At 62.3% G+C, this 12888-nt stretch carries 13 protein-coding genes; 9 read left to right on the forward strand and 4 right to left on the reverse strand.

Going from position 1 to position 12888, the window contains the following annotated elements:
* Positions 1-105 precede the first annotated feature (105 nt).
* The 8 genes from C4Q27_RS05420 to nhaA all read left to right on the forward strand — a co-directional run bounded on the left by C4Q27_RS05420 (position 106) and on the right by nhaA (position 8994).
* A complete protein-coding gene (locus tag C4Q27_RS05420) occupies positions 106-1221 on the forward strand; it encodes a branched-chain amino acid ABC transporter substrate-binding protein (protein ID WP_014755540.1) in 1116 nt (371 codons plus the stop codon).
* A 185-nt stretch (positions 1222-1406) separates the two neighbouring features.
* Entirely contained in the window at positions 1407-2330 is a 924-nt protein-coding gene (livH, locus tag C4Q27_RS05425; protein WP_008097482.1) for a high-affinity branched-chain amino acid ABC transporter permease LivH, read from the forward strand.
* A complete protein-coding gene (locus C4Q27_RS05430; protein ID WP_104886597.1) occupies positions 2327-3583 on the forward strand; it encodes a high-affinity branched-chain amino acid ABC transporter permease LivM in 1257 nt (418 codons plus the stop codon). Before livH ends, C4Q27_RS05430 begins: the two co-directional genes overlap by 4 nt.
* Positions 3580-4347 carry a high-affinity branched-chain amino acid ABC transporter ATP-binding protein LivG gene (gene livG, locus C4Q27_RS05435; protein WP_047605048.1) on the forward strand — a complete coding sequence of 256 codons (768 nt, stop codon included), beginning with the start codon at positions 3580-3582 and terminating at the stop codon, positions 4345-4347. The genes C4Q27_RS05430 and livG overlap by 4 nt, the downstream gene beginning before the upstream one ends.
* Positions 4348-5049, forward strand: a complete 702-nt coding sequence (locus C4Q27_RS05440; RefSeq protein WP_064492947.1) for an ABC transporter ATP-binding protein — start codon at positions 4348-4350, stop codon at positions 5047-5049.
* Between the two features lie 88 nt (positions 5050-5137).
* Positions 5138-5812, forward strand: coding sequence for a COG3650 family protein (locus tag C4Q27_RS05445; protein ID WP_104886598.1), 675 nt, complete (start codon positions 5138-5140; stop codon positions 5810-5812).
* A 103-nt stretch (positions 5813-5915) separates the two neighbouring features.
* Positions 5916-7523, forward strand: a complete 1608-nt coding sequence (locus C4Q27_RS05450; protein WP_104886599.1) for an NAD(P)/FAD-dependent oxidoreductase — start codon at positions 5916-5918, stop codon at positions 7521-7523.
* 277 nt (positions 7524-7800) lie between these two features.
* Positions 7801-8994 (forward strand): Na+/H+ antiporter NhaA, encoded by a 1194-nt coding sequence (gene nhaA / locus C4Q27_RS05455; RefSeq protein ID WP_177409992.1) that lies wholly within the window; start codon positions 7801-7803, stop codon positions 8992-8994.
* A 69-nt stretch (positions 8995-9063) separates the two neighbouring features.
* Here nhaA and C4Q27_RS05460 read toward each other — a convergent pair whose 3' ends face one another.
* Positions 9064-9528 (reverse strand): glycine zipper 2TM domain-containing protein, encoded by a 465-nt coding sequence (locus tag C4Q27_RS05460; RefSeq protein WP_009684613.1) that lies wholly within the window; start codon positions 9526-9528, stop codon positions 9064-9066.
* Between the two features lie 147 nt (positions 9529-9675).
* Here C4Q27_RS05460 and C4Q27_RS05465 point away from each other — a divergent pair, with 147 nt between their 5' ends.
* Positions 9676-9909 carry a hypothetical protein gene (locus C4Q27_RS05465; protein WP_064492949.1) on the forward strand — a complete coding sequence of 78 codons (234 nt, stop codon included), beginning with the start codon at positions 9676-9678 and terminating at the stop codon, positions 9907-9909.
* Positions 9910-9948: 39 nt separating this feature from the next.
* Here C4Q27_RS05465 and pdxH read toward each other — a convergent pair whose 3' ends face one another.
* The 3 genes from pdxH to C4Q27_RS05480 all read right to left on the reverse strand — a co-directional run bounded on the left by pdxH (position 9949) and on the right by C4Q27_RS05480 (position 12838).
* A complete protein-coding gene (pdxH, locus tag C4Q27_RS05470; protein WP_104886601.1) occupies positions 9949-10596 on the reverse strand; it encodes a pyridoxamine 5'-phosphate oxidase in 648 nt (215 codons plus the stop codon).
* A gap of 19 nt (positions 10597-10615) precedes the next feature.
* Positions 10616-11593 carry an OmpA family protein gene (locus C4Q27_RS05475; RefSeq protein WP_064492951.1) on the reverse strand — a complete coding sequence of 326 codons (978 nt, stop codon included), beginning with the start codon at positions 11591-11593 and terminating at the stop codon, positions 10616-10618.
* A 99-nt stretch (positions 11594-11692) separates the two neighbouring features.
* Complete coding sequence (locus C4Q27_RS05480; RefSeq protein WP_010952288.1) at positions 11693-12838, reverse strand: EstA family serine hydrolase; 1146 nt, start codon at positions 12836-12838, stop codon at positions 11693-11695.
* Positions 12839-12888 lie beyond the last annotated feature (50 nt).

Below are 12888 nucleotides of genomic sequence, written 5' to 3' on the forward strand. Positions count from 1 at the left end.
GGGAAGGTGGGCTAGCGCGTTGGCATGGCCACGCCGCAAATCCCGCCCGGTCTGTAGCCCTGGCCGCCAGGACTATAAGAATTACAACAGAATGAGTGGAGCACTATGATCAAGATTTCCAAGCTGTTCGCCGCAATGGTACTGGCCGGGGTAGCCAGCCATTCGTTTGCCGCCGATACCATCAAGATCGGCATCGCCGGTCCCAAGACGGGTCCCGTGACCCAGTACGGCGACATGCAGTTCATCGGCGCCAAGCAAGCCATCAAGGATATCAACGCCGCGGGCGGCGTGGATGGCAAGATGCTCGAAGCCAAGGAATACGACGACGCCTGCGACCCTAAACAGGCCGTGGCAGTCGCCAACAAAGTGGTCAACGACGGCGTCAAGTTCGTGGTCGGCCACCTGTGCTCCAGCTCCACCCAGCCAGCGTCCGACATCTACGAGGACGAAGGCGTGATCATGATCACCCCGGCCGCCACCTCGCCGGAAATCACCGCCCGTGGCTACAAGCTGATCTTCCGCACCATCGGCCTGGACAGCGCCCAGGGCCCGGCTGCCGGCAACTACATCGCCGACCACGTCAAGCCGAAGGTCGTTGCCGTCCTGCACGACAAGCAGCAGTACGGTGAAGGCATCGCCACCGCCGTCAAGCAAACCCTGGAAAGCAAAGGCACCAAGGTTGCCGTGTTCGAAGGCCTGAACGCGGGTGACAAGGACTTCTCCTCGATCATCCAGAAGCTCAAGCAGAACAACGTCGACTTCGTCTACTACGGCGGCTACCACCCAGAGCTGGGCCTGATCCTGCGCCAGGCTCAGGAAAAAGGCCTGAAAGCCAAGTTCATGGGTCCGGAAGGCGTGGGTAACGACTCCATTTCGCAGATCGCCCAGAACGCCTCCGAAGGCCTGCTGGTCACCCTGCCGAAGTCGTTCGACGCAGACCCGGCGAACAAGAAGATCGTCGACGCCATCAAGGCTGACGGCAAGGACCCAAGTGGCCCGTTCGTATTCCCTGCCTACTCGGCTGTCGAGCTGATCGCTCAAGGCATCAAGAAAGCCGGTTCCGATGATACCGACAAGGTGGCCAAGGCCATCCACGAAGGCACCTTCAAGACCCCGACCGGCGACCTGTCGTTCGACGACAAAGGCGACCTGAAAGACTTCAAGTTCGTGGTCTACGAATGGCACTTCGGCAAGCCGAAGACCGAAGTCTCCCCTCAGTAACTGCGTGACTAATAGCTGACCTACGAGCCCACTGTGCGAGCAGTGGGCTTCGTTTTATGAGGTTCATGGGCCCGATCCCCGCGATCCGGGGGCCGGCTCACCTGAAAATCTTAAAACCGTCACCCGCGGTTTCCTGGCCGTACCCCTGCCAGTGAAATGCAAATCAGGTTTTTAGGAGCGCTGTAATGCCTGAGATCTACCATTTCTTCCAACAACTGGTTAATGGATTGACCATCGGCAGCACCTATGCCTTGATCGCCATCGGCTACACGATGGTGTACGGCATCATTGGCATGATCAACTTCGCCCACGGCGAGGTGTACATGATCGGTTCCTACGTGGCCTTCATCGCCCTCGCGGGCCTGGCCATGATGGGTATCCATTCGCTGCCGATCCTGATGACCGTCGCCTTCGTCGCGACGATCTTCGTCACCAGTGCCTATGGCTACAGCATCGAACGGGTTGCCTACCGCCCCCTGCGCAACAGCAACCGTCTGATCCCGCTGATTTCTGCCATCGGCATGTCGATCTTCCTGCAGAACACGGTCTTGCTTTCGCAGGACTCCAAGGACAAGTCCATCCCCAACCTGATCCCCGGGAGTTTCTCCTTCGGGCCAGGCGGTGCTGAAGAAGTACTGATCAGCTACATGCAAATCCTGGTGTTCGTCGTCACCCTGGTGGCCATGACCCTGCTCACCCTGTTCATCTCTCGTTCCCGCCTAGGCCGCGCCTGCCGCGCCTGTGCCGAGGACATCAAGATGGCCAACCTGCTGGGCATCAACACCAACAACATCATCGCCCTCACCTTCGTCATCGGTGCCGCCCTGGCTGCCGTGGCGGCCGTGCTGCTGAGCATGCAGTACGGGGTGATCAACCCCAACGCCGGCTTCCTGGTGGGCCTGAAGGCTTTCACCGCGGCGGTACTGGGTGGCATCGGCAGCATCCCGGGCGCCATGCTCGGCGGGCTGGTGCTGGGCGTGGCCGAAGCGTTCGGTGCCGATATCTTCGGCGACCAGTACAAGGACGTGGTGGCATTCGGCTTGTTGGTTCTTGTCCTGCTATTCCGGCCGACCGGCATTCTGGGCCGCCCGGAGGTTGAAAAAGTATGAACAGAAATCTCAAACAGGCGTTCTTCAGCGCCTTGCTGGTCTGGGCCGTGGCCTTCCCGGTACTGGGCCTGAAACTGAGCATCGACGGCATCCGCCTGGTCGTGCACAGTCAGGGCTCGTTCACCATCAGCATCATCGCCGTCTGTTCGGTGCTGATGTTCCTGCGCGTGCTGTTCGACAAGCAGTGGAGTTCGGTGATGGGCCGCCGATCGGATCGCAAGCTGATCCCCCCGGCAGTCAGCAACTACCTCACCCTGCCCAAGACCCAGCGCTATGTCATCATCGGGTTGATCGTGGTGGCACTGGTATGGCCGTTCTTCGGCTCTCGCGGTGCGGTCGACATCGCCACGCTGATCCTGATCTACGTGTTGCTGGGCCTGGGCCTGAACATCGTGGTCGGCCTGGCGGGCCTGCTCGACCTCGGCTACGTGGGCTTCTATGCCGTCGGTGCCTACAGCTACGCCATGCTCTCGCATTACCTGGGCTGGAGCTTCTGGGTGTGCCTGCCGATTGCCGGCCTGATGGCTGCCACGTTCGGCTTCCTGCTCGGCTTCCCGGTGCTGCGCCTGCGTGGTGACTACCTGGCGATCGTGACCCTCGGTTTCGGTGAGATCATCCGCCTGTTCCTGCGTAACCTCACCGATTGGACCGGCGGCCCCAACGGCATCAGCAACATCCCCAAGCCGGAGTTCTTCGGCCTGACCTTCGAACGCCGTGCGGCCGAGGGCATGCAGACCTTCCACGAGTTCTTCGGGCTGCAATACAACTCGATCAACAAGGTCATCTTCCTGTACCTGGTGGCCCTGCTGCTGGCCCTGCTGGCGTTGTTCGTGATCAACCGCCTGCTGCGCATGCCGATCGGCCGTGCCTGGGAAGCCCTGCGTGAAGACGAGATCGCCTGCCGTGCTCTGGGCCTGAACCCGACCGTGATCAAGCTCTCGGCATTCACCCTGGGTGCCTGCTTCGCCGGTTTCGCCGGCAGCTTCTTCGCCGCGCGCCAAGGTCTGGTGACGCCGGAGTCGTTCACCTTCATCGAGTCGGCGATCATCCTCGCCATCGTCGTGCTGGGTGGCATGGGCTCACAACTGGGCGTGATTCTCGCGGCCATCGTGATGATCCTGCTGCCTGAGCTGATGCGTGAGTTCAGCGAATACCGCATGCTGATGTTCGGTGCGCTGATGGTGTTGATGATGATCTGGCGTCCGCAAGGCCTGCTGCCTATGCAACGTCCACAGATGGAGCTGCCCCGATGAGCCGCGAAATTCTGCAAGTCAGCGGCCTGAGCATGCGCTTTGGCGGCTTGTTGGCGGTCAACGGCGTGGGCCTGACCGTCAAGGAGAAACAGGTAGTGGCGCTGATCGGCCCGAACGGCGCCGGCAAGACCACCGTGTTCAACTGCCTGACCGGCTTCTACAAGCCCAGCGACGGCACCATCCTGCTCGATGGCCAGCCGATCCAGGGCCTGGCCGGACACCAGATCGCCCGCAAGGGCGTGGTGCGGACCTTCCAGAACGTGCGCCTGTTCAAGGAAATGACCGCGCTGGAAAACCTGCTGATTGCCCAGCACCGCCACCTCAACACCAACTTCTTCGCCGGCCTGTTCAAGACCCCGAGTTTCCGCCGCAGCGAGAAGGAAGCCTTGGAGCGTGCGCAGTACTGGCTGGAGAAGGTCAACCTGACCGAGTTCGCCAACCGTACCGCCGGCACCCTCGCCTACGGGCAGCAACGCCGCCTGGAAATCGCCCGCTGCATGATGACCCAGCCACGCATCATCATGCTCGATGAACCGGCGGCCGGCCTGAACCCGAAGGAAACCGAAGACCTCAAGGCTCTGATCGCCTACCTGCGTGAGTCGCACAACGTCACCGTGCTGCTGATCGAGCACGACATGAAGCTGGTGATGAGCATTTCCGACCATATCGTGGTGATCAACCAGGGTACCCCCCTGGCCCATGGCACGCCGGAGGAGATCCGCGACAACCCTGACGTGATCAAAGCCTACCTGGGGGAAGCGTAAATGCTGAAGTTTGAAAACGTTTCCACCTTCTACGGCAAGATTCAGGCGCTGCACAGCGTCAACGTGGAGATCAACCAGGGCGAGATCGTCACCCTGATCGGCGCCAACGGTGCCGGCAAGTCGACCTTGCTGATGACCCTGTGCGGTTCGCCGCAGGCGCACAGCGGCAGCATCAAGTACATGGGTGAAGAGCTGGTCGGCCAGCCGTCCTCGCACATCATGCGCAAGAGCATCGCGGTAGTGCCGGAAGGCCGCCGCGTGTTCGCTCGCCTGACTGTCGAGGAAAACCTGGCCATGGGCGGTTTCTTCACCGACAAGGGCGACTATCAGGAACAACTGGACAAGGTCCTGCAACTGTTCCCGCGCCTGAAAGAGCGTTACATCCAGCGCGGCGGCACCATGTCCGGTGGCGAGCAACAGATGCTGGCCATCGGCCGGGCGCTGATGAGCAAGCCCAAGCTGCTGCTGCTCGACGAGCCTTCGCTGGGCCTGGCGCCGATCATCATCCAGCAGATCTTCGACATCATCGAACAGCTGCGCCGCGATGGCGTGACGGTGTTCCTGGTGGAGCAGAACGCCAACCAGGCGTTGAAGATCGCTGACCGGGCGTACGTGCTGGAGAACGGTCGGGTGGTGATGCAGGGCACCGGCGAGGCACTGCTGACCGACCCGAAGGTACGCGATGCCTACCTCGGGGGTTGAATGAAAAAGGGCCTTCGGGCCCTTTTTTCTGCCCGCAGGACGTGTATCGTGGCCAGCTCTTTGGCAAAGATTCCCCCGGAGCCCGCTCATGCGTCTCACCCCTACCCTGCTGCTCAGTGCCCTGCTGCCCCTGTTCGCTGGCTGCCAGTTACTGGCCGAGAAGCCCCGTGACCCGAACATCGGCACCACGCGCATGCAGGGCGAACTGAGCGCCAACGGCGGCCGCCTGTTGTTCAAGCCCTGCAGCGAAGCACGCCGCTTCGTGATCAACGACGTTGCCGGCACCGGCATCCTGCAGGAGTCCGCCAACCTGGCCAAGGACGCCAACGCCAAGTTGTTCGCCGACGTGCGCGGTCGCCTCACTGGCGCCAAGCAGGCCGACAACGACGGCCAGCTGGAAGTCAGCCGCCTGTACCGCCTGGAGCCCTCCACCCGCGCTTGCGACGACCCCAACTTCAAGCAGCTGACCCTGCGCGCCAATGGCCATGAACCGGACTGGGACATCAAGGCCAGCGGCAAGGGCATGGTGCTTAACCGCATCGGCAAAGACCCGCTGCCCCTGCCATTCCTCGAAGAAGAAGTGCCCGGCGGCGGCCTGACCCTGACCAGCGAAGCCAACGGCCAGCACGTGGAACTGTGGGTCGCCCCGCAACGCTGCGTCGACAGCGCCACCGGCGCCGTACGCCACTTGCGCGCCGAACTGCGCATCGACGGCCAGACCCTGCGCGGCTGCGGTTACTACGGTGGTGCGCGCGACAACTGATCGCCGGGCGCTTTTATCCTGCCAGTCGGGGCGGCTAACAGCTTATACTTGGCGGTTTGTGTAAAGCCGCCGGCCGCCCATGGCCGGGATACTGGACCCTGCCATGCTACGAATCACCGAACTGAAGCTGCCCCTGGACCATCCCGACGAAGCGCTGCGCGAAGCCATCGTCCAGCGCCTGGGCATCCGCGACGAGCAACTGCTCAGCTTCAACCTGTTCAAGCGCAGCTACGATGCGCGCAAGAAGAACAGCGAACTGCTGTTCATCTACACCATCGATCTGGAAGCCAGCAACGAGGCCGAGCTGCTCAGCAAGTTCGCCGATGATCGCAACATCGGCCCGGCCCCAGACGTCACCTACAAGTTCGTCGGCCAGGCCCCGGCAGGCCTGCAGGAGCGCCCGATCGTGGTCGGTTTCGGCCCGTGCGGCATCTTTGCCGGCCTGTTGCTGGCACAAATGGGCTTCAAGCCGATCATCCTCGAACGTGGCAAGGAAGTGCGCCAGCGCACCAAGGACACCTGGGGCCTGTGGCGCAAGAGCGTGCTCAACCCCGAGTCCAACGTGCAGTTCGGCGAAGGCGGCGCCGGTACCTTCTCGGACGGCAAGCTGTATAGCCAGATCAAGGACCCGCAACACCACGGCCGCAAAGTGCTGGAAGAATTCGTCAAGGCCGGTGCGCCAGACGAAATCCTGTACATCAACAAGCCGCACATCGGCACCTTCCGCCTCACCGGCATGGTCGAACAGATGCGCCAGGACATGATCGCCCTGGGGGCCGAAGTGCGCTTCCAGGAGAAGGTCACCGACCTGTTGATCGAAGCTGGCCAACTGACCGGTGTAGTGCTTGAAAGCGGCGAGCAGTTGCACTCGCGCCATGTGGTATTGGCCCTGGGCCACAGCGCCCGCGACACCTTCCGCATGCTGCACGCCAAAGGTGTCTACATGGAAGCCAAACCGTTCTCGGTGGGCTTCCGTATCGAGCACCCGCAAACGCTGATCGACAAGGCACGCCTGGGCAAGTACGCCGGCCACCCGAAACTGGGTGCCGCAGACTACAAGCTGGTGTACCACGCCAAGAATGGCCGCTCGGTATACAGCTTCTGCATGTGTCCGGGTGGCACCGTGGTCGCGGCCACCAGCGAACCAGGGCGAGTCGTCACCAACGGCATGAGCCAGTATTCGCGTAACGAGCGCAACGCCAACTCCGGCATCGTCGTCGGCATCGACCCCGAGCGCGACTACCCGGGTGGCCCGTTGGCCGGTATCGAACTGCAGGAGCGCCTGGAGGCGCACGCCTATGTAATGGGCGGCAGCAACTACCAGGCCCCGGCACAGCTGGTGGGTGATTTTGTCGCCGGCCGGCCCTCGACCGCACTGGGCAGTGTCGAGCCGTCCTACAAGCCGGGCGTGACCTTGGGTGACCTGGCGCCGAGCCTGCCGGACTTCGCCATCGAGGCGATCCGTGAGGCACTGCCGGCGTTCGACCGGCAGATCAAGGGCTATAACCTGCATGATGCGGTGTTGACCGGTATCGAGACGCGTACCTCTTCGCCACTGCGGATTACCCGCGGTGAGGATTACCAGAGCCTGAACCTCAAAGGGCTGTTCCCGGCGGGTGAAGGGGCCGGGTACGCGGGCGGGATCCTGTCAGCCGGTGTGGATGGCATTCGCATCGCCGAGGCAGTGGCGCGGGATATGCTCGGCCTCTGATGCTTTATCGACTGACAGGGCCTCTTCGCGGGTAAACCCGCTCCTACACGGAACAATGGCCCCCTGTAGGAGCGGGTTTACCCGCGAAAGGGCCCGGTCCGGCATCAGACTATTCCAGCACCTACTCCAGACTTCCCCTCCCCCATCCTTCCCCAAATCCATCTAGGCTTGCCCCAGGCCTGTCAGCAACAACATATAACAAAAACGAATATGTCTTTTGTTTGAAAGCATATCTCTACAGGCTAGGGTGTACGCCCGTACCCTGCGTAAACTGCTCATGGAGGGCCTACAGCCCGTGCGTAGCCTGTTTACCCGATTCTTCCAGCTCGAAGCCGCCAGCGGCCTGCTGCTGATCGCCGCCGCCGTTCTGGCCCTGATCATCAATAACTCGCCACTGTCCTACCTGTACGGCGGCTTGCTCGAGGTACCCGTCGCCATCCAGGTCGGCGCGCTGAACATCGCCAAGCCATTGCTACTGTGGATCAACGACGGCCTGATGGTCCTGTTCTTCCTGCTCATCGGCCTGGAGGTCAAACGCGAGGTGGTCGACGGTCACCTGTCCAAGCCCTCACAAGTGATTCTGCCTGCCACCGCAGCCGTGGGCGGCATGGTGGTGCCAGCGCTGATCTACTGGTTCATCAACCGGGACAACCCTGCGGCCGTGGCCGGTTGGGCGATCCCTACCGCCACCGACATCGCCTTCGCCCTCGGTGTCCTGGCCCTGCTCGGCAAACGCGTACCGGTGTCACTGAAGTTGTTCCTGATGACCCTGGCGATCATCGACGACCTGGGTGCGATCATTGTCATCGCCCTGTTCTACTCCGGCACCCTGTCGAGTGTATCGCTGCTGCTGGCTGCGGCCTGTCTGCTGGTGCTGGTGGCGATGAACCGGCTTGGTGTGATCAAGCTTGGCCCGTATATGATCGTTGGCCTGATCCTGTGGGTCTGCGTGCTCAAGAGTGGCGTGCATGCCACCTTGGCTGGTGTCGCCCTGGCCTTTTGCATCCCGCTGCGTACACGCAATGCTGAATCGTCGCCGCTGCTGGCGCTGGAACACGCCCTGCAGCCCTGGGTGGCCTATGCCATCCTGCCAATTTTCGCCTTTGCCAATGCCGGCGTTTCGCTGGCAGGCATGACCGTAGACAGCTTCACCCACCCCGTGCCGATGGGCATCACGATCGGCCTGTTGCTGGGCAAGACCGTGGGGGTTTTCGGCCTGACCTGGGTGGCGGTCAAGCTGCGCCTGGCCGCGCTGCCTGCGGGCGCTGGTTGGGGGCAAATTCTGGGGGTGGCGATACTCTGCGGCATTGGCTTTACCATGAGCCTGTTCGTAGGCTCGCTCGCCTTCGCCCCGGGTAGCAGTGAGTACGCCGGCATGGACCGCATGGGCATTCTTACTGGTTCGTTCTTTGCCGCGGTGATCGGCTACGCCGTCACCGCAATGGCCAGCCGCAAAACCAGCATTGCCTGACTTGGCTGAGGCCTGAAAAAACCCCGACTGGCATCAGCCATGTCGGGGTTTTGTTTGACTGCGCTACGGTCAGTGCGAAACGCGGCTGGTACCGTCAACTGTCATGATGCGCACGCGGTCGCCAACGCGGAAGATTTCGTTCTCCTGCACAGCCTGCACATAAGCGCGCATGCTGCCATCATCTTCACGAACGGTAATTTCGACACCTTGGGTACGGGTCAGGCCTTCTTCTGCTGCGGAGCCGGCCAAGCCACCGGCCACGGCACCGATCACGGCAGCCACGATGCTGCCACGGCCACCGCCCACGGCGCTGCCGGCTACGCCACCCACGATGGCACCGGCACCGCCGCCAATCGGGGTCTTGGTGCCCTCGATCTTGACCGGACGCAGGGATTCGATGGTACCCATACGCACGGTTTGCACGCGGCGGGCTTCGTCACGAGAGTAGCTGTCACCGGTCAGGCTCGAGGCACAGCCCCCCAGCAGCAGCGACATGGTGGTAAAGGTCGCCACCAGCAAAGCGGATTTACGCATGGGTAAAGTCTCCATAAGTCAGGTGCTCATTAGACGCTGCACATTGACGGCTGTCACGGTACAAACGTAATAAAATTGTTTTCATTCAGCCGGGGTACAGCCTGCCGGGCTGTGTCGAAGGCCTTTCAAGTGAGACCAAGAATAGCCATGGATTACTTCATCGTCGTGGTCACCACCGTTGCGGGACTGTATTTCCACTGGTGGCTGTATGTGCGCATGCGCCGCTGGATGGACCGCGACCTGGCGTTGTCGCTGGCAGGGACCGATCCTGAAAAACGCGCGTTCATGCTGGAAAGGTTGGCGCAGGCGCGGCAGGAGAAGGTGGGGCGTAAGCAACTGGCGGGGTGGTTGGAGCGCGAGGCGGCAGGTTATCCGGGGTAGCTTGATCAATGGCTGGGGCCGCTTGGCGGCCCCGGTTGCTCAGGGCGCCAGCCGCTCTCGCAGCCACTGCCCATCCACCAGTCGATAGTTCAACCGGTCATGCAAGCGGCTTGGCCGCCCCTGCCAGAACTCGATGCGCTCGGGCAACAACCGGTACCCCCCCCAATGCTCAGGGCAGTGCGGCTGGGTGTCGGAGAAACGCGCTTCGGTGGCCTTTACCAGGCTCTCCAACTCTTCGCGCCCGGCAATCACGCGGCTCTGTGGCGAAGCCCAGGCCCCCAGGCGACTGCCCAGCGGGCGCACCTGGTAGTAGGCATCCGACTCCTGCGCCGTGACCTTCTGCACCCGGCCCTCGATCCGCACCTGACGCTCCAGCGCAGGCCAGAAGAAGGTCATTGCCGCAAAGGGGTTGGCTTGCAGTTGCTGACCCTTGGCGCTGTCGTAGTTGGTGAAGAAGGTGAAACCCTGCTCGTCGAGCCCCTTCAACAGCAATACACGGCAATGCGGGCGACCTTCGCCGTCCACGGTGGCCAAGGTCATGGCGTTGGCTTCCACCGGTACCTGCTCGGTTTTCACCGCATCGGCAAACCACTGGTGGAACAGGGCGAACGGCTGCCCTGGTGCCTGGGCTTCGGCCAGGCCATCACGGGTGTAATCGCGGCGCATATCGGCCAGGGATTGGGTCATTACTGCGGTTCCTTGACGATCAGTTGGTCTTCGCAGGGCTGTTGGCAGCTACTTTCTTGTCAACGGCAGCTTTCTTGGCTGCAGGCTTGGCCGGCGCAGCTTTTTTCTTGGCTGCAGTCTTCGCAGGCGTTTTGGCCTTGGCTACCGGTTTCTTCGCCGCAGCCTTGACGGCCGGTTTGCTGCCAGCGGCCTTGGCGGCTGGTGCCTTGGCATCCTGCACCGCCACCATCGAGGCCGGGGCGGGTGCCGGGGCGGCCTGCTGGTACTTGGCCAGCAGCGCGACCATGGTGTTTTGCGGAGTCAGCAACATCTCCACGCGGCGGTTCAGGGCGCGCCCCTCGGCACTGTCGTTGGCAGCGCGCGGCATCACCGAACCCATGCCCTTGAGGGTCAGGCGGTCACGCTGCAGGCCGCTGAGGCGGAAGATGGCCGATACCGAAGCGGCGCGCTCCAGGCTGAGCTTCTGGTTGGCAACGGCGGCGCCGCTGCTGTCGGCATGGCCCAGTACCAGCACGGCAGTCTTGGGGTCGCCTTCGACAGTCTTGGCAACGCGGGTAATCGGGCCCAGGGACATGGGCAGCAACATGTTCGGGCGATCAGGATTGTACGAGCTGTCCACCGGCAGGGTTACCGCCAGCACGTTGTCACGACGCTCCAGCTCCAGCTTGCTGTCCTTGATCGCTTCGCGCAGCTTGGGCTCGTATTCGTCCAGCCAGGCCTGCGTGGCCTTCTGATCGATCTTCGGTACCACCGGCCCCTTGGCTTGCTTGTCGTCACCGCCAAACGGCCACCACCAGCGGCTGGAGCTTTCCGATTTGGCATCGGCTTTGGCCACGTTTTCAGTGACGGCTGACTTCACTTCCTGCTCGGCAACCTTGTCCGAACCGAAAGGCCACCAGCTGGAGCCACCTTCCTTGGAGCCGTCCGGGGAGTGGCTGGCGCAGCCGGTAACGGCGGTCAGGCACAGGGCGAGTGCTAAGGTTTTATGTGAAGACATCAGCGATACACCATGAAATAGAAAGATATTTTGCCTACGAACTTCAGGCGTTGCCATTGAGAATAGTCAAAGGGGGGTGGCAATACCCGCATTACCCGATCAAAGGCAACTGGCAAGGACGCGTACCAGTTTCTGGGCGCGTGGGTCCATCAGCACATAAGGGCCGAGGGTATTGACCACAAAACCGAAGGCCACATCGTACTCCGGGTCGGCAAAACCGACCGAACCACCGGCACCAGGGTGGCCAAAGGCGCGGGCGCCGAGACCAAAGGTGGCATTGGCCACATCGGGCTGGTCGAGCATGCAGCCCAGGCCGAAACGGGTCTGGGTGAGCAAGGTACGGTCCTGGCCAAGGCTATGCTCGCGGGTCAGCTCATCGAGCAGTTCGGATTCAAGCAGGCTGCCGTCCAGCAGCCCGGCATAGAACCCCGCCAGGCTGCGTGCGTTGCCATGGCCATTGGCCGCTGGCTGCTGCATGCGACGCCATTCCGGTTTGTTGGTGCTGGTCAGTATCGCGGGCGGATTGGTAAAGGCACGGGTTGACAGTGCCTCAGGCTCGCGCATGGTCACCTGCAGCAAGCGTTGCGCTGCACTGTCTCCAGCATTGCCCTTGCCCCTGGCGATATGCGCCACGCGGTGGAACTCTTCGTCGGCCAGGCCAACATGGAAATCCAGGCCCAATGGGCGGGCGGTGCGGGCCACGATCGAGTCGCCAGGGCCACGGCCGTCGGCACGGCGAATCAGCTCGCCGATCAGCCAGCCAAAGGTGATGGCGGCATAGCCGTGTTCTGTGCCTGGCGTCCACCACGGAGTCTCGGCTGCCAGGGCATCGACCATGATCTGCCAGTCATACAAGGCTTCAGCCGGCAGCAGCTCACGAATGGCCGGCAAGCCGGCACGGTGGCTGAGTAGCTGACGCAAGGTGATCGACTGCTTACCCGCCTGGGCGAACTCGGGCCAGTAGTTGGCCACCGGGGCATCGAGGGCCAGCTTGCCCTCGCCGACCAGCTGCAGGGCGGTAACGGCCGCGAAGGTCTTGGTGCAGGAGAACAAGTTGGCGATGGTATCGCTGTGCCAGGCCTGCTGGCCGTCCTTGTCGGCACTGCCGGCCCACAGGTCAACGACGGTTTCGCCACCCACCTGGATGCACAGCGCGGCGCCACGCTCCTGGGGATCATCGAACAGTGCGGCAAAAGCTTCGCGCACAGCTTCGAACTTCAGCTCATAGTGACCCTGGATCTGCACCCGCTGCTCTCCGTACGACCATATCCAAAAAGGTGTGCATTGTTTCAGTA

The sequence above is a fragment of the Pseudomonas sp. SWI36 genome, from assembly GCF_002948105.1.
In the GTDB taxonomy this organism is placed as follows: Bacteria; Pseudomonadota; Gammaproteobacteria; order Pseudomonadales; family Pseudomonadaceae; genus Aquipseudomonas; species Aquipseudomonas alloputida.

Bases quoted from the DNA above. Each gene is read 5' to 3' on its own strand.
- C4Q27_RS05420 (WP_014755540.1), top strand. From the start codon at position 106: ATGATCAAGATTTCCAAGCTGTTCGCCGCAATGGTACTGGCCGGGGTA.
- livH (WP_008097482.1), top strand. From the start codon at position 1,407: ATGCCTGAGATCTACCATTTCTTCCAACAACTGGTTAATGGATTGACC.
- C4Q27_RS05430 (WP_104886597.1), top strand. From the start codon at position 2,327: ATGAACAGAAATCTCAAACAGGCGTTCTTCAGCGCCTTGCTGGTCTGG.
- livG (WP_047605048.1), top strand. From the start codon at position 3,580: ATGAGCCGCGAAATTCTGCAAGTCAGCGGCCTGAGCATGCGCTTTGGC.
- C4Q27_RS05440 (WP_064492947.1), top strand. From the start codon at position 4,348: ATGCTGAAGTTTGAAAACGTTTCCACCTTCTACGGCAAGATTCAGGCG.
- C4Q27_RS05445 (WP_104886598.1), top strand. From the start codon at position 5,138: ATGCGTCTCACCCCTACCCTGCTGCTCAGTGCCCTGCTGCCCCTGTTC.
- C4Q27_RS05450 (WP_104886599.1), top strand. From the start codon at position 5,916: ATGCTACGAATCACCGAACTGAAGCTGCCCCTGGACCATCCCGACGAA.
- nhaA (WP_177409992.1), top strand. From the start codon at position 7,801: ATGGAGGGCCTACAGCCCGTGCGTAGCCTGTTTACCCGATTCTTCCAG.
- C4Q27_RS05460 (WP_009684613.1), bottom strand. From the start codon at position 9,528: ATGCGTAAATCCGCTTTGCTGGTGGCGACCTTTACCACCATGTCGCTG.
- C4Q27_RS05465 (WP_064492949.1), top strand. From the start codon at position 9,676: ATGGATTACTTCATCGTCGTGGTCACCACCGTTGCGGGACTGTATTTC.
- pdxH (WP_104886601.1), bottom strand. From the start codon at position 10,596: ATGACCCAATCCCTGGCCGATATGCGCCGCGATTACACCCGTGATGGC.
- C4Q27_RS05475 (WP_064492951.1), bottom strand. From the start codon at position 11,593: ATGTCTTCACATAAAACCTTAGCACTCGCCCTGTGCCTGACCGCCGTT.